Origin of the sequence: Candidatus Thiodiazotropha endoloripes (assembly GCF_001708965.1) — a bacterium.
Lineage (GTDB): Bacteria > Pseudomonadota > Gammaproteobacteria > Chromatiales > Chromatiaceae > Thiodiazotropha > Thiodiazotropha endoloripes.
Genome location: NZ_LVJW01000006.1, coordinates 17079 through 38557 on the forward strand (window position 1 = coordinate 17079; position 21479 = coordinate 38557).

At 52.7% G+C, this 21479-nt stretch carries 18 protein-coding genes and 2 tRNA genes; 3 read left to right on the plus strand and 17 right to left on the minus strand.

Annotated features, from left to right (window positions below):
* The first annotated feature begins 126 nt into the window (after positions 1 to 126).
* The 3 genes from A3193_RS10725 (at position 127) to A3193_RS10735 (ending at position 5364) form a co-directional block, all read left to right on the plus strand.
* On the plus strand, positions 127 to 888 hold the full coding sequence (locus A3193_RS10725; RefSeq protein ID WP_069014788.1) for a c-type cytochrome: 762 nt from the start codon (positions 127 to 129) through the stop codon (positions 886 to 888).
* 22 nt (positions 889 to 910) lie between these two features.
* On the plus strand, positions 911 to 2533 hold the full coding sequence (locus tag A3193_RS10730) for a SulP family inorganic anion transporter (RefSeq protein WP_069014789.1): 1623 nt from the start codon (positions 911 to 913) through the stop codon (positions 2531 to 2533).
* A 674-nt stretch (positions 2534 to 3207) separates the two neighbouring features.
* A complete protein-coding gene (locus A3193_RS10735) occupies positions 3208 to 5364 on the plus strand; it encodes a thrombospondin type 3 repeat-containing protein (RefSeq protein WP_141694785.1) in 2157 nt (718 codons plus the stop codon).
* A gap of 248 nt (positions 5365 to 5612) precedes the next feature.
* Here the strand turns inward: A3193_RS10735 and A3193_RS10740 are convergent.
* The 17 genes from A3193_RS10740 to secG form a co-directional block, all read right to left on the minus strand.
* Positions 5613 to 5689: transfer RNA gene (locus A3193_RS10740), tRNA-Met, on the minus strand.
* Positions 5690 to 5925: 236 nt separating this feature from the next.
* Positions 5926 to 7374 carry an NADH-quinone oxidoreductase subunit NuoN gene (gene nuoN / locus A3193_RS10745; RefSeq protein ID WP_069006113.1) on the minus strand — a complete coding sequence of 483 codons (1449 nt, stop codon included), beginning with the start codon at positions 7372 to 7374 and terminating at the stop codon, positions 5926 to 5928.
* 30 nt (positions 7375 to 7404) lie between these two features.
* Complete coding sequence (locus A3193_RS10750; RefSeq protein ID WP_069006114.1) at positions 7405 to 8919, minus strand: NADH-quinone oxidoreductase subunit M; 1515 nt, start codon at positions 8917 to 8919, stop codon at positions 7405 to 7407.
* 12 nt (positions 8920 to 8931) lie between these two features.
* Positions 8932 to 10920, minus strand: coding sequence for an NADH-quinone oxidoreductase subunit L (gene nuoL, locus A3193_RS10755; RefSeq protein WP_069014791.1), 1989 nt, complete (start codon positions 10918 to 10920; stop codon positions 8932 to 8934).
* Between the two features lie 190 nt (positions 10921 to 11110).
* On the minus strand, positions 11111 to 11416 hold the full coding sequence (gene nuoK / locus A3193_RS10760) for an NADH-quinone oxidoreductase subunit NuoK (protein WP_068991433.1): 306 nt from the start codon (positions 11414 to 11416) through the stop codon (positions 11111 to 11113).
* Positions 11417 to 11420: 4 nt separating this feature from the next.
* The gene (locus A3193_RS10765; protein WP_069006116.1) at positions 11421 to 12026 is read right to left on the minus strand and encodes an NADH-quinone oxidoreductase subunit J; all 606 of its coding nucleotides are present in this window, start codon (positions 12024 to 12026) and stop codon (positions 11421 to 11423) included.
* Positions 12027 to 12062: 36 nt separating this feature from the next.
* Positions 12063 to 12551: an NADH-quinone oxidoreductase subunit NuoI gene (nuoI, locus tag A3193_RS10770; protein ID WP_068991428.1), complete on the minus strand. Its 489-nt coding sequence runs from the start codon at positions 12549 to 12551 to the stop codon at positions 12063 to 12065.
* 8 nt (positions 12552 to 12559) lie between these two features.
* Positions 12560 to 13615 carry an NADH-quinone oxidoreductase subunit NuoH gene (gene nuoH / locus A3193_RS10775; protein ID WP_069006117.1) on the minus strand — a complete coding sequence of 352 codons (1056 nt, stop codon included), beginning with the start codon at positions 13613 to 13615 and terminating at the stop codon, positions 12560 to 12562.
* Positions 13616 to 13618: 3 nt separating this feature from the next.
* Positions 13619 to 15976 (minus strand): NADH-quinone oxidoreductase subunit NuoG, encoded by a 2358-nt coding sequence (gene nuoG / locus A3193_RS10780; protein WP_069006118.1) that lies wholly within the window; start codon positions 15974 to 15976, stop codon positions 13619 to 13621.
* A gap of 17 nt (positions 15977 to 15993) precedes the next feature.
* On the minus strand, positions 15994 to 17268 hold the full coding sequence (gene nuoF / locus A3193_RS10785; RefSeq protein ID WP_069014792.1) for an NADH-quinone oxidoreductase subunit NuoF: 1275 nt from the start codon (positions 17266 to 17268) through the stop codon (positions 15994 to 15996).
* Between the two features lie 5 nt (positions 17269 to 17273).
* On the minus strand, positions 17274 to 17777 hold the full coding sequence (nuoE, locus tag A3193_RS10790; RefSeq protein ID WP_069006120.1) for an NADH-quinone oxidoreductase subunit NuoE: 504 nt from the start codon (positions 17775 to 17777) through the stop codon (positions 17274 to 17276).
* Between the two features lie 12 nt (positions 17778 to 17789).
* The gene (locus A3193_RS10795) at positions 17790 to 19043 is read right to left on the minus strand and encodes an NADH-quinone oxidoreductase subunit D (protein WP_069006121.1); all 1254 of its coding nucleotides are present in this window, start codon (positions 19041 to 19043) and stop codon (positions 17790 to 17792) included.
* Positions 19036 to 19731 carry an NADH-quinone oxidoreductase subunit C gene (locus A3193_RS10800; protein WP_201258732.1) on the minus strand — a complete coding sequence of 232 codons (696 nt, stop codon included), beginning with the start codon at positions 19729 to 19731 and terminating at the stop codon, positions 19036 to 19038. The genes A3193_RS10795 and A3193_RS10800 overlap by 8 nt, the downstream gene beginning before the upstream one ends.
* 39 nt (positions 19732 to 19770) lie before the next feature.
* Positions 19771 to 20247 carry a NuoB/complex I 20 kDa subunit family protein gene (locus tag A3193_RS10805; RefSeq protein ID WP_069006123.1) on the minus strand — a complete coding sequence of 159 codons (477 nt, stop codon included), beginning with the start codon at positions 20245 to 20247 and terminating at the stop codon, positions 19771 to 19773.
* A gap of 39 nt (positions 20248 to 20286) precedes the next feature.
* On the minus strand, positions 20287 to 20643 hold the full coding sequence (locus A3193_RS10810; RefSeq protein WP_068991403.1) for an NADH-quinone oxidoreductase subunit A: 357 nt from the start codon (positions 20641 to 20643) through the stop codon (positions 20287 to 20289).
* A 201-nt stretch (positions 20644 to 20844) separates the two neighbouring features.
* Positions 20845 to 20929: transfer RNA gene (locus A3193_RS10815), tRNA-Leu, on the minus strand.
* Positions 20930 to 20952: 23 nt separating this feature from the next.
* Positions 20953 to 21471, minus strand: coding sequence for a preprotein translocase subunit SecG (gene secG / locus A3193_RS10820; RefSeq protein WP_069014794.1), 519 nt, complete (start codon positions 21469 to 21471; stop codon positions 20953 to 20955).
* Between the last annotated feature and the right edge of the window lie 8 nt (positions 21472 to 21479).

The following is a 21479-nucleotide window of genomic DNA, read 5'->3' on the forward strand; positions in this document are numbered from 1 at the left end:
CGAATTCTGATTCAATGGAGATTGATTTTTCAGATGGTTGATTGGTTGATACGATTCAGTTTCGATAATTATCCCCGATTATTGAAAAATCCCGTCAGGCTTACATTCAGGTTACCACTCCTCCTGTTGTCTCTATATACTGCCGGCCCGGTTCAGTCTGAACAACTACCAATCGAAAGCCTGCTGCAACGCAGTTATCTTGATGACTATTACAGCAACGTAGTGTTTGGCTATCGGATCGTCACAGAGACTGAAAAGTATGGTGCTCGTTATACCGGCAATAACCTGCGCTGTACAAATTGTCATTTGAACGCTGGCCGCAAGGAACACGCAATTCCGTTGAATGTTGCCGGAATGTATCCAAAGTGGCGGAGTAAGAACGGTCGACGCAATGGTATCGGACTTCGCATACGCGAGTGTTTCGTCTACAGCCTGAATGGCATCATGCCCCCTGAAGACGCTCCTGAGGTGATGGCGGTAGCTGCCTATATCTCATATCTATCACATGGGGAGGTAATCGGCGAAGCTCCTGCAGGCCGGGGTGTCCCCACACTACCTGACACCGGTTATGATCCGAACCCGGCCTCAGGCAAAGCGATCTATGACCAGAAGTGTGCTGCCTGCCATGGTGCAGACGGCCAGGGAATCCCAAACATCCCACCATTATGGGGTATGGACGCTTATAACGATGGCGCTGGTATGGCGAGAGTTCACCGAGCTGCCGGCTTCATTTGGGCGAATATGCCCCTGGGTCAGGAACGCACACTCAGCCATCAGCAGGCATTGGATGTAGCAGCCTATATCAACATGCAGATTCGTCCAGGCGACCCGCGAGAATACAAACTCTTAAAACTGTTCGAGACAGTATCCTGGCTTTTTGATCGATGAATATTTACCACGGACGGTATAGATGTTTGAGGTTGGCCAGAAAGCCGACAGTCACATTGCCATGGCAGTAAACCTTCTGGCAGACATTTCACCATGGCGCCCCAGTCACTCTCCTGGCTTAAAATTAAGAAGCGAACTGTTTGCGGCCCTGATTGGCGCCATTCTGGTAATACCACAAGGGATCACCTTTGCCTATCTGGCCGGTCTTCCTCCTGAGTACGGCATATACACAGCTATTTTTGTCACACTGTTTGCCAGTCTGTTTGGCACCAGTTCCATGCTGGGTGGACCGAATACAGCCGTTGCGATTTTGATCGGTGTTGCAGTCGCCCCATTTGCAGGACGTGGAAGTCCACTCTACATTGAATATGTTCTCCTGCTCAGCTTCATGGTCGGCATGATACAGCTTCTGATCTGGTTGTTACGGGGAGGTCGTTTTTTCATGTACCTGAGTCCGGCAGCAATCACCGGAATCACCACCGGGGTGGGCTTCATTCTGATACTCTCGTCACTCGATGGCATCTTTGGTCTCTCATCTTCGGATACCCATTTTTTTTATCATAAGCTCTATTTTTTAATTGATGATGCTGAAAACTTAATCAATCCTTTCAGCTTTACCATCGGTGCAACCACGGTGGTTGTCGGCATGATTGCCCGCCACTACAACACCCGTTACGCAATACTCATTGCCATCACGGCTGGTTATTTCTGTGGTTTGGTTTTAATGTCGTACTATTCCCAGGTGGAGATGGAACTTGAGTTACTGGGTCATTTACCAATCAATCCACTACCGTTAACATATCCCCCAATGGGATCCGACTATTTGATCACCGGCCTGGCTATGTTACCTGATGCAATGATCATTGCGTTGATCGGATTAGCCCAATCGATGGTAATCGTCAAACAGCTTCGCAACGATACCGATCAACCGATCCAACCGGATAAAGAGGTATTTGCTCAAAGCATAGCGAATCTTCTGGCCCCGTTTTTTTCCAGTTTTGCCGGATCCGGAAGTTTCAATCGTACCCAGGTCAATCAATCATTGCACGCTGAAACACCTCTAACCGGCATAGTCTCTGCTTGTATCGTGCTGGTTTTAATCTTGCTGCTTGGACCCGTACTTACCTACCTGCCAATGCCAGCAATCTCAGGGACTTTGATGTTGGTCGGCATTGGCATGATCAAGACCGATGAGATCAAGCGCCTGTTCAATTGGCGAGGAGAATTGGCTGTATTCACAACAACGCTGTTCTGTATTCTTTTCCTTGGCTTACAGACCGGATTGGTCGTCGCCTTGGTGTTATCCGTTTTGCTGTTTGTTATCTCCGCCTCGAGCCTTGAACTTATAGCCGAACGGGAGAGTGTCTCGGTCAGAATTCGCGTAGAGGGCCACTTGTTCTATGCATCGATCGACCAACTCAGTCAGATACTCAAAGAGCACCGACACGAGAGTGTCGTTCTAGACCTCAGTGTTGTCACTTACCTTGATCTGTCAGCTACAGAAGCAATCACCAAGGAACTGGCCAATCGGGATCAGGAGAGTACCTTCTTTGCAGTCAAACTGAGCTCGAAAAAATTGCAAAACCAGTTTGAAATCAAAATGGCTGGGCAGCCGGTTCAGTTCATCCAACATAATCAAATCTAAAATCTTTTCTTACTACCGGTAAAAATGAAGCTGAGGACTCTGATCATTTCAACTAGGGCCTGCTAATACTAATCCAACAGGCCCCAAGCTATTTGCATATCCCGATAGTTGATCTGATTGCTCACACAAACCTGGAAAGGCATAAAGTGACCTAGCCTTTGAGATGTCTTCCGGGTTGTATTTGACGTCACTGATTAATCAAGGGCAATGAAGAACAACTGAAGTAACACCATTGTTTCCTATCTGGTCTATTGGATAACCGTTACCGGTATCAGGTGAATTCTGTGCTTCACTCAATATCAGGGATCAAAGAACCTCATTCCGAATAATCAAATATAATGGTAGATGTCCGGGTTAATTAGTATCCCAGGAGTCTCTTTTATCAATCGAGTTATAGTCAATAACATCATTTTAACTACGTAATTATTTAACTTCCGTTACCTGCCATCCTAATCTAAAGTATAAATTATGGTTTTGAAAACAACCGCATTGAGGGGGGTTATGGCTGTTTTGGATCCGCCTTTGAGCTCTACTTTATAAATCCAACACATCATACAATGTCTAATATAAAACTACTCTACTTCCCAATACTTCTAATTACCTTTGCAATCCTGGCTGGGTGCAATCATTCCGATTCGGATGAAAGTGAACCCAGCACAACAATATCAGGCCAATTGATCACCAACGCTGGGTCAGATGAATCATCCACTACCTGTCCCAGTACGGCTGTTAAGATTTTGGTTTTGCAGGATGGTGATACGGTTTCGCAAGCCGAGATCGCACAGGGATGCGATTTTACCGTTGACATTCCAGCAGAGACACCAGTCTCTCTTAAATTTGTCGATGCTTCAGAAAGCGATGTTGGCGTAGTGATCTACGAGAATCCTCGTATCAGTCAGGGTGGAACTCTGGAGGAGTTCATCGACCGATTCCAACTTCCACTGGGTGCAAATGAAGATATCGGCAACGTCCTTCTGTTGCCTGACCAGGATATAGCGCTTCTGCAACGAAACCCGTTGCTCTATCAAGACCGGGATGGGGATGGTGTCGCAGATGGAATGGATGCAGATTTCAATCTATCTTTATTACTCTCCAACCGAGACATTGATAACGACAGCATCGATAATGAAAGCGATAACTGCCCCTATGAATCAAATCCAGACCAGGAGGATACAGATCAGGATGGCCTGGGTGACGCTTGTTCCATTCCGCTGGATATACCGTTATATGGCCAATTGACTCTGAGCCTGGTCAAAAAACTGGCCACAGAGGAAGAAGTTCAGGCGATCATGGATGACCCTGCTCTTCTGGATTCAACGCTTTTGGAAGTATCTGAGGATGATCCCAATACGATTGTATTTGGCCCCATACCTCAAAAGGGCAATTGGATTGTGACGCAGAACCAGAAGGTTATGATCGATCCTGACGGCTTCTTTACCTTAGATCCAGTAACAGACCCAGGCTCCGGCCTGGCGGTTGTCGTTAGAGAAGTAACAGATGAAAAGCCGTTATTTACCTTTCCACTGCACAAGTTGAGCACCGATGCCTCAAACCCGGCAGTAATCGACATCAAGGGTACTTTCCCGAGACCATGCGGTATGGATGGTGACGTTTGTCATAACCCAGCCATCGCTGAGAAAGGCGGTGCAGTACATCATATCAATCATGGTCATATCCATTTACCTCCGATACGGCCGTTCGAAGAACAAGGCGATGAGGGTGTCTCAGGAAATTGCAAGGAGGATTACAATACGTATCCCTGTTGCTTGGACTATGATGGCCCCCTGGCGGGTCCTGACGCTGAACCACAAACCGATTCCGTGACCGAAGTCCAAGTCTACCTTGGCTCTACCTGCCATGAATCGGTACTGCACAACTGCTGTACTAATGAGCGGGGAGATTTCGCCTATCGAGCTGTCGAAATCTTACGCATATTCTCAGATAGTATCGATGAGTTGTATGAGCCAATCGGATGTCATGACAATCATAAGAAAAGGAACTGTCAATGGATTGATTATGACACCGAACAACGAGGCCTTTATCTGTCTGAAACTGCACCAAGCATCATTCAACGTTCTGCACGATACCAAGAGAATACCCGTCCACAAACAGGTTCGTTATATGTTGAGAATATCGTTGTAGCCTGCGGGGTAGAGAAAACACTCTATATGTACAACAACACCTGCAGGAACGAATCGGTCATCCACTTTGAACGGAATATCGGTGGCTCAGCAAAACTCAATGGGGACGGTGTTGAGAATGATCGGGAAATTCCCGCAAACGAACGTGCCAATCCATTGGTTGTAAAACATTACAAAGATGGCGTAGACAATTTTATCTTTCAACGCTCAATCACCTACACAGCGCCATCGGAGGCAGGCTCGGCCGATGCCATTTCAGTACAGGCTGGCGGTATTCATCGGCGTGTCAATATCGAAGTGGTTTGTGATAACACGGTAATTGAAGAGCCCCCACCGGAAGAGGAAGAGGAAGTCACAGAACCACCACCACCGACAACGAACCCTGAAATTGACGTAGTGGAGCAGACTGCTTACCTGTTCGATCACTTCATTGGCAGATCACCCTGTCCTCAGGAGATTGGTCAACTGAATATAGGCAACAGTGGCGATGGCACTTTGCGCTGGAGGATTGAGCACAATATCCCATGGCTGGATGTCGTGCCTGCAAGCGGCATAGCTCCATCAACCGTATCACTTCGATTCAATTGTAATGTGAGTGGCCCTGGCAATCTCAGTGGAAACTTTTCGATCGTATCGGATAATGCAATAAACAGCCCGTTATCAATTCCTGTTGGCGGGACGGTTCACTGATATAAAGCAGCAGATGAGCAAGCTGGACGTTGTCATTGGCTACCGGCCTGAATAACAAACAGGCTGGTTTTCCTAATCTTTTGTTAACAACCGAGGGAAAAGTTATTCAAGCGACCTTTATGTGGATTACTGATGAATCTGCCGCCCGAAAAAGCCAACAAAAAACAGCTGATTCTTATCTATTCAGCTAAAAAGAAAAAGGCCCAAAACACCACTATAGATAGCGTATTTTAGGCCTTTTCGATTGTTGGTAGCGGGGGCTGGATTTGAACCAACGACCTTCGGGTTATGAGCCCGACGAGCTACCAGACTGCTCCACCCCGCATCAAGGTGGGGAATACTACCTGTGATGGACCTGGATGACAAGCCCTTTATAAAAAAATTTTAAAAGATTTGAAACATTAGGTTAGACAGCCCGGACAGGCAGAAAATTCAACGCTTTATCAGGCTGAAAAAATGGAAAAAAAAGCCTAAAACAGATCTATCTGTACGAGTTTTTGTGAGCTGGTCCGGGGTGAATCAGCTTGATCCACCCTCGAATCACCCGGCCTGACGCCGGGGTCAGCTGCCTATCGCGGCGGCACAGAGTGACAGCAGTCCTGCGGGGAAAAGCCCCAGCACCAGCATGGAGAGACCATTGATGGAGAGCATCACCTGAGTGTCCACCCCGATTGAGAGCGGTGTTTCATCTTCTGGCTGATCGAAATAGATCAGCTTGACCACACGGATGTAGTAGAAGGCACCGATGATCGAAAAGGCCACACCGACCAGTGCCAGCCAGGTCAGGTCTACCGAAACAACCGCATCGAGAACGAACAGTTTGGCGAAAAAACCCACGGTAGGGGGTACGCCAGCCATGGAGAACATCAGCAGCAGCATCATTCCGGCAAACCAGGGATTGCGCTGATTCAGGCCCTTCATATCATCCAGATTCTCTGCCTCGAAGCCTTTGCGGCTGAGGGCAATGATGATACCGAAGGCACCGGCCGACATCAGTGCGTAGACCAGGGTGTAGAACATGGCTGCGGTATAGCCCTCTTTGGTCCCCGCGAGGATGCCAAGCATGATGAAACCCACGTGGGATATGGTTGAGTAGGCCAGCATACGTTTGATGTTGGTCTGCGCGATGGCAATCAGATTACCCACACCCATGGAGAGCACCGCCAGGATGATCAGCATTCCCTGCCATCCCTGCCAGCCACCATTCAGCTCAGCCAGGCCATCCACCAGTAAGCGCATGGCCAGAGCGAAGGCGGCGATTTTCGGGGCACTGGCAAGAAACGCGACCACGGCGGTCGGTGCACCATGATAGACATCGGGCACCCACATATGAAAAGGTACTGCACCCAGCTTGAAGGCCAAGCCGATCACCAGAAAGACGATACCGAAGATCATCACGATCTCGTTCATGTCCCCCTTGCTCACAACTTTTGCCAGCTCATCGAACTGCAGCGTGCCGGTGGTGCCGTAGATCATTGATATGCCGTAGAGCAGCATTCCTGAGGCCAAGGCACCCAGCACAAAGTACTTCATGGCCGCCTCAGCACCCTCGGGGGAGTCACGATTGAAAGCGACCAGAGCATACAGACAGAGGGCCAACAGTTCCAAGCCAAGATAGATGGTGAGAAAACTGTTGGCGGAGATCATCACAGTCATACCCAGAACCGCAAACAGGCCGAGAGTGTAGAACTCTCCCTTGAACAGATCCCGTTGGATCAGATAGTCTTTGGCATAGAGAAATGAGATAAAAGTAACCAGCAGCACACCGACCTTCAGCAGATCGCTCATGGGATCCCGGATGTAGCTACCATCGAAGAGAATCTGAGTCTCGGAACTGGCCACGGCCAGGGTGACCGCCACAGTGACCAGTAGACCCACCTGGGTGATGACATAGCTGGCTATCCGTTGCTCTTCTCGGATGAAAAGATCAACCAGCAGGACCAGACAGGCCAGGGTCAGCAAGGAAATTTCCGGTAAGACCGGGATCAGTTGTGTTGCATCGAATTGCATGATTTCGCTACCGAGTCAGGCTCCGTCAGATTATAACTTGGACACAGCTATATGCTGCAGCAGGTTGTTGACAGAGGCGTCCATCACTTCAACCAGGGGTGCGGGCCACAAACCCAGCAACAGTACCGCTGCTGCCAGGGTGCCCAGGACAATGAATTCACGTCGGTTCATATCCTCAAGCGAAGCCACACCATCGGAAGTGACATCACCGAAGACCACCCGCTTGACCATCCATAGGGTATAGGCGGCGCCGATAATCAAGGTGGTTGCCGCCAGGAATGCGTACCAGAAGTCGGCCTGGAAACTGGCCAGGATGACCATGAACTCACCAACAAAACCGGAAGTGCCGGGCAGCCCCGCATTGGCCATGGCAAAGAAGACCATGAAGGCGGCGAATACCGGCATGGTGTTCACCACCCCACCGTAATCCTTGATCTCCCGACTGTGCAGGCGATCATAGAGCACACCGACACAGAGGAACATGGCGGCTGAGATGAAGCCATGGGATACCATCTGAACCATGCCTCCCTCGATGCCGAGTACCGCACCACCGATGTTATCGCTGTTCTGACTGATGATAAAGACGATGAAGAAGCCGAGGGTGACAAAACCCATATGGGCGATCGACGAGTAGGCGATGAGCTTTTTCATATCCTGTTGGATCAACGCCACAAAACCGATGTAGACCACAGCAATCAGTGACATGCCAATAATCAGCCAGTCCAGGGTATGGCTGGCATCCGGGGTGATCGGCAGGCTGAAACGGAGAAAACCGTAGCCACCGATCTTCAGCATGATCGCTGCCAGGATTACCGATCCACCGGTGGGTGCCTCCACATGAGCGTCAGGCAACCAGGTATGAACCGGCCACATCGGCACTTTCACCGCAAACGCCAGCAGGAAGGCAATGAAGATCAGGATCTGTTCGGTAAGCCCAAGCTTGAGGGTATGGAAACCGAGGATATCGAAGCTGCCGGACTGGAAATACATGTAGATCAGAGCGACCAGCATGAACACCGAACCGAAAAAAGTATAGAGGAAGAACTTGATGGTGGCGTAGACCCGGTTCGGTCCACCCCAGACCCCGATGATCAGGAACATGGGAATCAGCATCGCTTCCCAGAAGACGTAGAACAGCATCGCGTCCAGTGCGGAGAAGACACCGACCATCACACCTTCCATGATCAGGAAGGCAGCCATGTATTGGGAGGGACGATACTGGATTACTTCCCAACCGGCGATCACCACCAGTGGGGTGATGAAGGTGGTGAGAATGATCAGCGGCATGGAGATGCCGTCCACACCCATGTAGTACTCGATATCGAAACCGGGGACCCAGGGCACCCGTTCGACAAACTGCATATCTGCCGTGGCGCTGTCGAAAGCAAACCAGAGAGGCAGGCTGACAATGAAGGTCAGAATGGCGATGGTCAGGGCGGTCCACTTGGTGGCGTTCGCTTCCCGGTCGCCACTGGCAAGTACCATGAAGCCACCCACTATGGGCAGCCAGACCGTAAGACTTAGGATGGGCCAATCGGCAATCATGCTCAACGTCCTTTATAGATATACAAACCAGGTCAGCAACAGCAGCAGACCCAGAATCATAGCAATGGCATAGTGATAGAGGTAACCGGTCTGGACGTGGCGTACGATTGAAGCCAGCCAACCCACGGTATGGGCGGAGCCGTTCACCGCCAACCCGTCGATCAGGCCCCGGTCACCGACCAGCCAGAGGAACTTGCCAATTCCCCGGCTGCCTGCAGCAAACACGGCTTGGTAAACCTCATCAAACCAATACTTCTTATCCAGCACCTTGTGTAGCGGCGCCAGGGTGTTTTTGATCTTCTCCGCCAGGGCGGGATTTATCATATAGAGATAGAAGGCCAGACCCAGTCCAGCCATCGCCAGATAGAAGGCGACGCTTGCAAAGGTGTGGCCGAGCATGCCGTTACCACTGTGAACCATCGTCTGGACCGCCGCCAGGGTATCGTGCTCGGGCAGTACATAGAGAGCGTCTTTGAACCAGTCGCCGAACAGCATTGCGTCAATGGTCAGGTAACCGAGGATCACCGAGGGGATAGCCAGCAGGATCAGCGGCACGGTCACCACCTTGGGTGATTCGTGGAGATGCTCCTTGGCATGTTCATCACGTGGGCCTTCACCGTGGAACACCAGGAAGAACATACGGAAACTGTAGAGGGCGGTGACAAACACACCGGCCAACACCAGCCAATAGGCATAACCGGAACCGGCAATGGTTGAGTGGTGCACGGCCTCGATAATCGCATCCTTGGAGAAGAAACCGGAGAAGCCGGGAAAACCGATCAGCGCCAGGGAGCCGAGCAATGAGGTCCAGTAGGTGATCGGCATGTATTTGCGCACCCCACCCATGTTGCGGATATCCTGATCGTGGTGCATGCCGATGATGACTGAACCGGCAGCAAGGAACAGCAGCGCCTTGAAGAAGGCGTGGGTCATCAGGTGGAAAATGCCGGCGGCGTAGGCGGAAGCGCCCAAAGCCACCATCATGTAACCCAGCTGTGACAGGGTCGAGTAGGCCACCACTCGTTTGATATCGTTCTGCACGATACCGATCAGACCGGTAAAGAAGGCGGTGGTGGCACCGATCACCAGAATGAAGCTGAGGGCTGTCTCTGAGAGCTCATACAGTGGTGACATACGGGCCACCATAAAGATACCGGCGGTAACCATGGTGGCCGCATGGATCAGCGCTGAGATCGGGGTCGGGCCTTCCATGGAGTCGGGCAGCCAGACATGCAGCGGTACCTGAGCCGATTTACCCATTGCACCGATAAACAGCAGAATGCCGATCACGGTCATCAGCGACCAACTGCTGTCTCCCCAGATCTGGACCTGGGTATCGACCAGTCCCGGCGCCAAGGCAAACACCTCGGCATAGTCGAGGCTGTTGGTGTACATGACAATCGCGGCAATGCCGAGAATGAAACCGAAGTCACCCACCCGGTTGACCAAAAAGGCCTTCAGATTGGCGAAGATCGCGGTGGGTCTGACCGACCAGAAACCGATCAGCAGATAGGAGACCAGACCAACCGCCTCCCAGCCGAAAAACAGCTGCATGAAGTTGTTGGCCATAACCAACATCAACATCGAGAAGGTAAACAGAGAGATGTAACTGAAGAAACGTTGATAGCTGTTTTTACCGGCCAGACTGGTCTTCGGCCAATTGTGCTCATCATCCGCCATATAGCCGATGGTGTAGATGTGTACGCAGAAAGAGACGAAGGTGACCACGGTGATCATCACCGCCGTCAGATGGTCAACCAGAAAGCCCACCTCCATGCTCAGACCGCCACTCACCATCCAGGTGTAGACCGTGCCGTTGAAGGTCTCCAGACCATCATACATAAAGCCTTTCAGCACATAGAGCGAGAGCAAGGCGGAGATACCGACCCCGGTACTGGTGACCCAGTGTGCCCCTTTGCGCCCCAACGTACTGCCAAAGAAACCGGCCAATATCGCGCCGACCAGAGGCGCCAATACGATTGTCAGATAGATATTTTCCATAAACCGTTTCTTCTTAAATTAGGTCCGTGAATGAACGCTGATAAACGCAAATGTTTTTATGCGTAGGCATTTTCATTTACCGACTTACTTTACCTATGTTTCAATTCAGTACATTCAGTCCGTAAAGCTTCACCAATAACCACAAATCATCTTTGCGTTCATCAGCATTCAATTGCGGACTTCTTATCAATCAACCCTTCAGGGCATCCATATCCTCAACGTTGATACTGCGCTTGCTGCGGAACAGCACCACCAGTATGGCCAGGCCGATCGCTGCTTCAGCGGCCGCCACCGTGAGGATGAAAAATACGAACACCTGCCCCGCCGTATCCTGGAGAAAATGGGAAAATGCGACAAAGTTGATATTCACTGCCAACAACATCAACTCCACACACATCAACAGCACGATGACGTTTTTACGGTTGATGAAGATCCCCGCCACACTGATAGCGAAGAGGATAGCGCCAAGGATCAGATAGTCTGAAAGTGCAATCATGTCGTTAGCCTTTTTCCGCGTCCATGGAGACCATCCGGATTCGATCGTCCCCCTTCTTGATTACAACCTGGGTAGAAGGATCGATAAACTTGGTATCGGTACGCCGCCGCATGGTCAACCCAATCGCTGCGATGATCGCCACCAGCAAAATCACGGCAGCCACCTCGAAGGGGTACATGTAGACGGTGTAGAGTACACTGCCAAGCTCTTCGGTATTGCTGTAATCGGCGGCATGTCTGGCCGGAGCAGCATATTTTTCCAGACCGAAGTTGTCTGGCCCGACGATCAGAATCAGTTCCGCGGCCATGGCAATCGCCATCACCAGCCCGAGCGGTAGCAGCTTGATGAATCCGGACCTCAGTACGGCGATATCGATATCCAACATCATCAGCACGAACAGGAACAGCACCATGACCGCACCCACATAGACCAACACCAGCACAATGGCGAGAAACTCCGCTTCCGCCAATAACCAGATGCCGCTGCTGGCAAAAAAGGCGAGGATCAGAAACAGCGCCGAATGCACCGGATTGCGTCGCGTCACCACCATCACTGCCGCCGCCAGAACAACAGCTGCCAGTACATAAAAAATCAGCTTTTCAAGTGTCATATACGGATTCCCGTTATATCCAAGGTTGCCTGAGGGTCAGCGAACTTTTGCCTGGGCTTCGATATCTGCAGCCAGCTGTGCTTCGCACTTGTCACCCACTGCCAACAACTTCTCCTTGGTCATGATGTTCTCACCGCGATTCTCGAAGTGGTACTCATAGATTCGCGTCTCAACGATGGCATCCACCGGACAGGCCTCCTGGCAATAGCCGCAGTAGATGCACTTGAACAAATCGATATCGTAGCGGGTAGTACGCCTGGAGCCATCCTCCCTGGGTTCTGCTTCGATGGTGATCGCCAGAGCCGGGCAGGTCGCTTCGCAGAGCTTACAGGCGATACAGCGCTCCTCACCGTTGGGATAGCGGCGCAAGGCGTGCAATCCACGGAAGCGGGGGGAGACCGGCGCTTTCTCTTCCGGATACATGATGGTGAACTTCTTACGGAACAGGTAACGCCCTGTCACACTCAGTCCACGGAACAGCTCCAGCAGAAAAAGGCTCTTGAAATAGTTTTTAAACACGTTCATAGAAGACCTCAGTCGAACCACCAGGGTACTTGATAGACCACTGCCAGGCCGACCACTGCAATCCAGACAATGGTAATCGGAATGAACACCTTCCAGCCGAGTCGCATGATCTGGTCATAGCGGTAGCGGGGAAAGGTGGCACGCAGCCAGAGAAAAAGAAACATGAAGAACCCGGTCTTGATCACCAGCCAGAAGAATCCGGGCACCCAATCGAAAAGAGGTCCAAGTACCGGCCACCCCTGAAACGGGGAGAGCCAGCCACCGAAAAACATCACCGCCGTCAGAGCGGAGATCAGAATCATGTTGGCGTATTCCGCCAGAAAGTAGACCGCAAAGGCCATACCGGAGTATTCCACATGGAAACCGGCGACGATCTCCGATTCACCTTCCGCCACGTCAAACGGGGCGCGGTTGGTCTCAGCCACACCGGAGATCACATACACGGCAAACAGTGGCAGCAGCGGTAGCCAGAACCAGGAGAACAGACCACCCTCCTGGGCGCGGATGATCTCACCCAGATTGAGGCTTCCGGCGGCCACCAGAACACCGACCAGGGCAAAGCCCATGGCGATCTCGTAGGCCACGATCTGTGCGGCGGAACGCATGGTGCCGAGGAAAGCGTATTTTGAGTTCGATGCCCAACCACCAATGATCACCCCGTAAACCCCGACCGAGGTCAGCGCCAGGATGTAAAGCAGACCCGCATTGATGTCTGCAAACACCAGCTTTTCATCGAAGGGGAAGACGGCCCAGGCAGCCAACGCCGGCGCCAGCGTGATGGCCGGTGCCATCAGAAACAGCAGTTTATTGGCATTCGCGGGAATGATGATCTCTTTGAACATCAACTTCAAGGCATCCGCGATGGGCTGCAGCCAACCCTTCGGCCCTACCCGGTTGGGACCGACACGTACCTGCATGTAACCGATGATCTTGCGTTCCGCGTAGGTGTAGTAGGCCACCAGCAGCATCATCGGCAGGACAATCGCCACGATCTTGATCATGGTCCAGATCAGATATTGAAGTTCGTAGGGAAGTGCTTCCCAGAGACTGATAAGGAATTCCATCGGTTATGCCTTCTCCACGGTCACTTCGCCAAACGGCTGACCCAGTGTCGATGTACGCTCCAGGCCGGTGGATATCCAGACACATCCCTGAGGAATGCGCTCATCCAGCTGCAGGGGCAGATCGATCTGATTGCCGTTCTGTTTTACCAATGCCGTATCGCTGCCTTCGAGTCCCAGACGGGCCGCCTCTTCCGGGTGCAGACGGATGGTATCCGAACCCGCATCCTGGGTCTGCTGCAAGGCCGTGGCACGACGTACCAGCGGATCGCAGGCGTACAGCGGTGTATCCCCGCCTCTCAACAGCGCATCGGCACTCAGCTGGGGCTCGAGATTTTGAGGTTCTGCCTGCTTGTTATCGAGTGCTGAGGATTCACACAGTTGGTGAAGCTCATCATGAATCTGTTGTGAATCGATGTAATCGAAACCTGGCTGATCCGTCAGGTTGCCGAGCACCCGCAGAATCTTCCAACCCGGACGACTCTCTCCCTGAGGCCTGACCACCCCGCGACTCTGCTGCCAGCGCCCTTCCGCGTTGACATAGGTCCCAGAAGTTTCGGTAAAGATCGCCATCGGCAGCATGATATCCGCACAGGCTTCCAGTTCAGGACTGCGGAAGGCGCTGATCGCAACCACAATATCGGCGCTCTGCAGTGCACTCATCGACAGAGAACCATTCCAGAAGTCACGACCGGGTTCTACGCCCAGCAGCAGATAGCCTTTGCGGGGCAACTTCAACATCTGCAGGGCATCCAGTCCGGCACGATCTGCGGCTCTGCCTCCAGGTTGAAGATGAGGTACCGCACCGGCAAGCTGGGCGCCAACCGAGTTGGCCGATGCTGGCAGAATTGAGAGCTGCGCGCCGGTCGCTTCAGCCAATGCAACAGCGATGGTATACAGCAGTGCGTAGTCCGGGTGGGCCTGAGCCATAGCCCCGAGCATAACCATGGCACCATCGGCCGCCTTCAGGTTGGCGGCTGTCTGTTTCGCGGACGCATCCACTTTAGCGGCACCCAGCAGAGATGCGGCCCCGTCAGAGGCTTTGACACCGGCCGCTTTGGCGACTGCCGCCAGACGGCCAGCCATCTCGCCCGGTGTACAGATATCCTGCTCACCACTGTGATTCAGATCGATCTGGATGGGATTCAGGTAGTGAAGCTTGGCCCCGTTCAGAGCGGCCTTACGCAGGCGATGTGCCAGAATCGGCTGTTCCTTACGGATGTTCCCGCCAACCACGAAAAGGGTCTGCATCTGATCCATATCGCTGAGGCTGCTGCCCAGCCAATGGACGCTGTTTTGAGTTGCATCCATTCGGAAGTCGCCTTGACGCAGACGGCTGTCGATATTGTTACAACCCAGTCCGCGCATCAGTTTCTGAGCGAGAAACAGCTCTTCGACGGTTGAGGACGGGGATACCAGGGTTCCGATCTGATCTCCATCGCCGACCTCTTTGAGACTGGCCGCAGCCATCTCCAGAGCCATCTCCCAGCTGACCTCTTTCCATTCACCACCTTTTTTCACCATCGGTGAGGTGAGCCGGTCACTGCTGTAGAGCCCTTCGTAACTGAAACGGTCCCGATCGGAGATCCAGGTCTCGTTGATCGATTCATTGTCTTTGGGATGTACCCGCATCACTTTGTTACCACGCAGATGCAGGTTCAGATTGGAGCCCAGACTGTCATGCGGTGCGATCGCCTCCACCTGAGTCAGCTCCCAGGCGCGGGCATTGAAACGGAAAGGTTTCGAGGTCAAGGCACCCACCGGACAGAGGTCGATGATGTTGCCGGACAATTCGGAATCCACACTCTTTTCGATATAGGTGCCGATTACCATATGTTCACCACGACCGGTCGCGCCCATCTCGCGGATACCGGCGATCTCTTCGCCGAACCTGACACATCTTGTACAGTGGATACAGCGGGTCATATCGGTAGCAATCAATGGCCCGATATTCTTGTCGGCAACAACCCGTTTTCCCTCACTGTAGCGGGAGACATCCCGCCCATAACCAATCGCCACATCCTGCAGTTCACACTCGCCGCCCTGATCACAGATCGGACAGTCGAGCGGGTGATTGATCAGCAGGAACTCCATGGTGCCTTTCTGTGCAGCCAGGGCTTTTGGTGAGCGGGTGTAGACTTTCATCCCCTCGCTTACCGGTGTAGCGCAGGCCGGGAGAGGTTTTGGCACCTTCTCCACTTCAACCAGGCACATACGGCAGTTGGCTGCGACGGATAGTTTCTTGTGATAACAGAAGCGCGGTATGTTGATACCGGCTGCATCCGTGGCTTCAATGAGCATGATGCCGGCTTCCGCCTGCAGTTCCTGCCCGTTTACTTCAATGGTGACTAACTTATCTGTCATCGTGTTACTGTAAGACCTCAGCCAGCCCCGACCATGCAACGCTTATGGTCGATGTGATATTGAAACTCATCCCGATAGTGACGCAGCATGCCCTGTACCGGCAAGGCAGCAGCATCTCCCAGGGCGCAGATGGTTTTGCCGCTGATCTTATCTGCCACATCATCCAGCAGGTCCAGATCCTCCTGGCGTCCCTGTCCGGTTTCGATGCGATGTACGACCCGATAGAGCCAACCGGTACCCTCACGGCAGGGAGTACACTGACCACAGGACTCTTCGTGGTAGAAATAGGACATACGCTCAAGGGTCTTGACCATACAGTTGGTGTCGTCCAGCACGATCACCGCACCTGAACCCAGCATGGAGCCGGCACCGGCGATGGAGTCGTAGTCCATATTCAGGTCCATCATCTGTTCACCGGGAATCACCGGTGCCGATGAACCACCGGGAATCACCGCTTTGATCTTGCAACCATCTTTCATTCCCCCGGCCATCTCAAGCAGCTCGGAAAACGGCGTTCCCATCGGAATTTCGAAAACCCCCGGATTGTTGATATTTCCGGAGATTGAAAACAGTTTTGAGCCACCGCTGTTCTTCACACCGATATCGGCAAACCATTCACCGCCCTTCTCCAGGATCATGGGAATCGAGGCCAGACTCTCTGTGTTGTTGATTATGGTTGGCCGGCCATAAAGGCCGAAGTGGGCCGGAAATGGAGGCTTGTAGCGGGGCTGCCCCTTCTTACCTTCGATCGACTCCAGCAAGGCGGTCTCTTCACCGCAGATGTAGGCACCGCCCCCCAAGTGGGTATGCAGTTCGAAATCAAACCCTGATCCGAGCAGATTCTCACCAAGAAAACCGGCTTCGCGGGCCTCCTGCAGTGCCTGTTCGAAGCGCTCGTAGGGTTCCCAGAACTCACCCCGAATATAGTTGTATCCGCGGGTTGCGCCGATCGCATAACCGGCCAGAATCATCCCTTCGATCAGTTGATGGGGGTTGTATCGCAGGATATCCCGGTCCTTGAAAGTCCCCGGCTCGCCTTCATCCGAGTTACACACCACATATTTCTGTCCTGGCGCATTGCGAGAGATGAAACTCCACTTCAGGCCGGTTGGGAAACCTGCCCCGCCACGTCCGCGCAGTCCGGATTTTTTCACCTCTTCAATGATATCTTCAGGGGCCCGTTTCTCTGTGAGTACCTGCTTCAATACTTCATAGCCACCACGGCTCTGATACTGCTCCATCAACCAGGGGCGCTCAAGATCCAGGGTTCGCAAACAGACTTCATTGACCATGGCTGTTACTCCAGACCTTCCAGAATCGCATCGACGATTTCCGGTGTGAGATTTTCGTAATACTGTTTGCCGATCTGCATCATGGGTGCGCCGCCACAGGCGCCCAGACACTCCACCTCTTTCATGGAGAAGCGGCCATCCTCGGTAACCTCGCCAAAGCCGATACCGAGCTTTTTCTCAAGATGCTCGACAATCAGATCGGACTTATTGGTCATGCAGGAGACGTTGGTGCAGACACAGATCTTGTGCTTACCCACCGGTTTCAGCTCATACATGGAGTAGAAGGTCGCCACCTCATAGACAGCGATCGGCGGCATATCCAGATAGTCGGCAACCCGGTCCATCAGTTCCGTGGTCAACCAGCCACCATTGTCATCCTGCACGATCATCAAGGCGCCCATCACGGCGGACTGTTTCCACTCAGCGGGATACTTGGCAATCCAGCGATCAATCTCCGCACAGATTTGCGGGGAGAAAAGTTCCGTTTTGTCGTTAACTGTTACTGTCATTTTTAAATTGCTCTAACGGTCGATCTCACCAAATACCACATCCATGGTGCCAATCACCGCCACAACGTCGGCAAGCATATGGCCGTTCACCATTTCGTCCATGGCAGCCAGGTGAGAGAAACCCGGCGCTCTGATTTTCAATCGGTAAGGCTTGTTGGCGCCATCGGAGACGATGTAACAGCCAAACTCCCCTTTCGGTGCCTCAACCGCTGCGTAGACCTCTCCCTCGGGTGGGCAATAACCTTCTGTGAAGAGCTTGAAGTGGTGAATCAACCCCTCCATATCGTCCTTCATCTCGTCCCGGTTGGGTACGGCAATCTTATGATCGTCGACCATCACCGGACCCGGGTTGGCTCTCAGCCATTCAATGCACTGCTTGATGATGCGGTTTGATTCCCGCAGCTCACCAATACGCACCAGGTAGCGATCGTAACAGTCACCGTTCTGGCCCACCGGGATGTCGAAATCCACCTGGTCATAGGCCGCGTAGGACTGTTTCTTACGCAGATCCCAGGCAACTCCCGAGCCTCTCAGCATGGGGCCGGTAAAACCGAGCTGCAGCGCCCTTTCGGGAGAGACCACACCGATTCCGACGGTACGCTGTTTCCAGATCCTGTTGTCGGTAAGCAGCGTTTCGTACTCATCAACCAGACCGGGAAAGCGGTCTACAAAATCCTCGATGAAATCGAGCAGGGATCCCTGACGGGTCTCATTGCGGGCAGCCACATCCCGGCCGGTTACCCACTGACTTGCCTGGTATTGAGGCATCTTTTCCGGTAGATCCCGATAGACACCGCCAGGGCGGTAGTAGGCAGCGTGCATTCGGGCACCGGAGACGGCCTCATAGCAGTCCATCAGATCCTCCCGTTCCCGGAAGGCGTAGAGAAACACGGTCATCGCGCCCACATCCAGGGCATGGGTGCCCAGCCACATCAGGTGGTTGAGGATACGGGTGATCTCGTCGAACATGGTGCGGATGTATTGAGCCCGAATTGGCGCTTCGACACCAAGCAGCTTCTCGATCGCACGAACATAACCGTGCTCGTTGCACATCATCGACACATAGTCGAGGCGATCCATGTAGGGGATGCTTTGGTTGTAGGGTTTGCTCTCAGCCAGCTTCTCGGTGGCTCGATGCAGCAACCCAATGTGTGGGTCGGCACGCTCGATGACCTCACCATCCATCTCCAGAACCAGTCGCAGTACACCATGAGCTGCCGGATGCTGGGGGCCGAAATTGAGGGTGTAGTTACGAATTTCAGGCATCGGCGGCATCCTGCGTTGCGTCATCTTCATTCAGATAACGGTTGTCTTCACGGGTAACCCTGGGTACCAGGGTGCGCGGATCGATACTCACTGGTTCGTAGATCACCCGCGCCTGCTGTTCGTCGTAGCGCATCTCCACCTGACCGATCAGCGGAAAGTCTTTTCGGAAAGGGTGACCGATGAATCCATAGTCGGTGAGGATTCGGCGCAGATCCGGGTGTCCGTCAAACAGAATGCCGTAGAGATCGAAGGCCTCACGCTCAAACCAGTTGGCACTGGCCCAGACCGGAACCACTGAGGCGACAATCGGTTGATCGGTGTCGACAAATACACGTAACCGAAGGCGAATGTTGTTGCTGATGGAGAGCAGATGGTAGACCGCAGCAAAGCGCCGGTTCTGTTCGGGCTCATCCCCCGCCTGCTCGACCACACCCCGGCCGAAACCGGTATTCGGTGCACCGTCAGTCTGCCACTCAGAGCTGCCGTAATCCGAATAGTCGACGCCGCAGACGTCGATCAACTCATTGAAACCAAACTCGTCATCGTCATGCAAGGTGTTGGCGACTTCGATCAGCTTGTCGGTGGGCACGACCAGGGTGACCTCACCACAGCTTCTCTCAACCTGACAACTCAAATCGGAAAAGCGCTCTTCAAGTGTCGAGGCCAACTGATCCAGTCGACCTTGCATACCGTTTTGGGAACCGCTACTCATGATCTATCCACCACCTTAACGCGCTATGGTACTGGTCCGGCGTATCTTGTCCTGCAACTGAATCACACCGTACAGCAACGCCTCTGCTGTCGGAGGGCAACCGGGAACATAGATATCCACCGGCACGACCCGGTCACAACCTCTGACCACGGCGTATGAGTAGTGATAGTAGCCACCACCATTGGCGCAGGAGCCCATGGAGATCACCCAGCGGGGTTCGGCCATCTGGTCATACACTTTACGCAGTGCCGGGGCCATCTTGTTGACCAGGGTACCGGCCACGATCATCACATCCGATTGGCGTGGGCTGGGCCGGAACACGATGCCGAAGCGATCCATGTCATAACGAGCTGCAGCAGCCTGCATCATCTCCACCGCACAACAGGCCAGACCGAAGGTCATCGGCCACATCGAGCCGGTGCGCGCCCAGTTGATCAACTTGTCTGCGGAGGTGGTGATTACACCTTTCTCAAGAATGCCCTCAATTCCCACTCTTAGCCTCCCGAAGGATTACAGCGCTTAAAATCTTCATTACTCCCACTCCAGAGCCCCTTTCTTCCATTCGTAGATAAAGCCAATAACCAGAATACCCAGGAACACCATCATGGCGATAAAACCCACCATGCCGATCTGGTCGAGTACGACAGCCCAGGGGAAGAGAAAAGCGATCTCTAGATCGAAGATAATGAACAGGATGGCTACCAGATAGTAGCGAACGTCGAATTTCATGCGGGAGTCCTCGAAGGCCTCGAAACCGCATTCGTAAGGAGAGTTTTTTTCGTCGTCCGGCTTACTCGTACCAAGCAGAAAACCCAATCCGATGACAATGCCACCCAACACGAAAGCGACCGTTAGGAAAATCATGATGGGCAAATAATTTTCAAGCATCAGAAAGCTGACCCCCTAGTTGATTCAATCGTTATGTTCTTAGGTGAAACTTCAGGGAAGGCAGGCAGTCTATCCTCTGGCCCGCAACAATGTCAAGTGGGACAAAAAGTAATAATTATATAAATTTCAATTAGTTATAATACTTCTACAGGCATAAAAAAACGGTATCACACCAAAATGGTGTGTACCGTTCTTATTGGATGGTGCCGATGGCCGGATTTGAACCGGCACGGCTTACGCCACTACCCCCTCAAGATAGCGTGTCTACCAATTCCACCACATCGGCTAAAACTCTTTTCCTGCTCCTCACTATTTTCCGTCAACAGCAGTTGGTACTGCCGGTTGCTGTTCGTCGCCAGCAGCCTCCCGGGTTGAATCGACCATCGCCTCCGAGGCAGCAGCATTCGCTTCAGCAGCGGATTCACTCGCCTCAACCGGCGGCATCTCCTCCGATGGAACCTGTAGCATGCTGTCAGTCGCAGGCACCGCTGGCAGATCACTGTTACCACCAGGTACTGCAGGCAGATCAGTCTCCGCTGCCGGCACTTCGATCACCGGTGCTGTGCCCATGTTTTCCATCAGCCCTTCGGGTTCGTTGGTCTGGGCAGCGAAATAGGCCATGACCATGCTGGTAACGAAAAACAGGGTTGCCAGAATCGCTGTAGCACGGGTCAGAAAAGAGGCGGATCCCTTGGAGCCGAATACGGTGCCTGAAGCGCCGCTGCCGAAGGCAGCTCCCATATCCGCACCTTTACCGTGTTGAATCAGAATCAACCCAACCAACCCAACGGCCAGAAAGATGTGAAACACGGTCAATATCGTTTGCATGTCTGCGT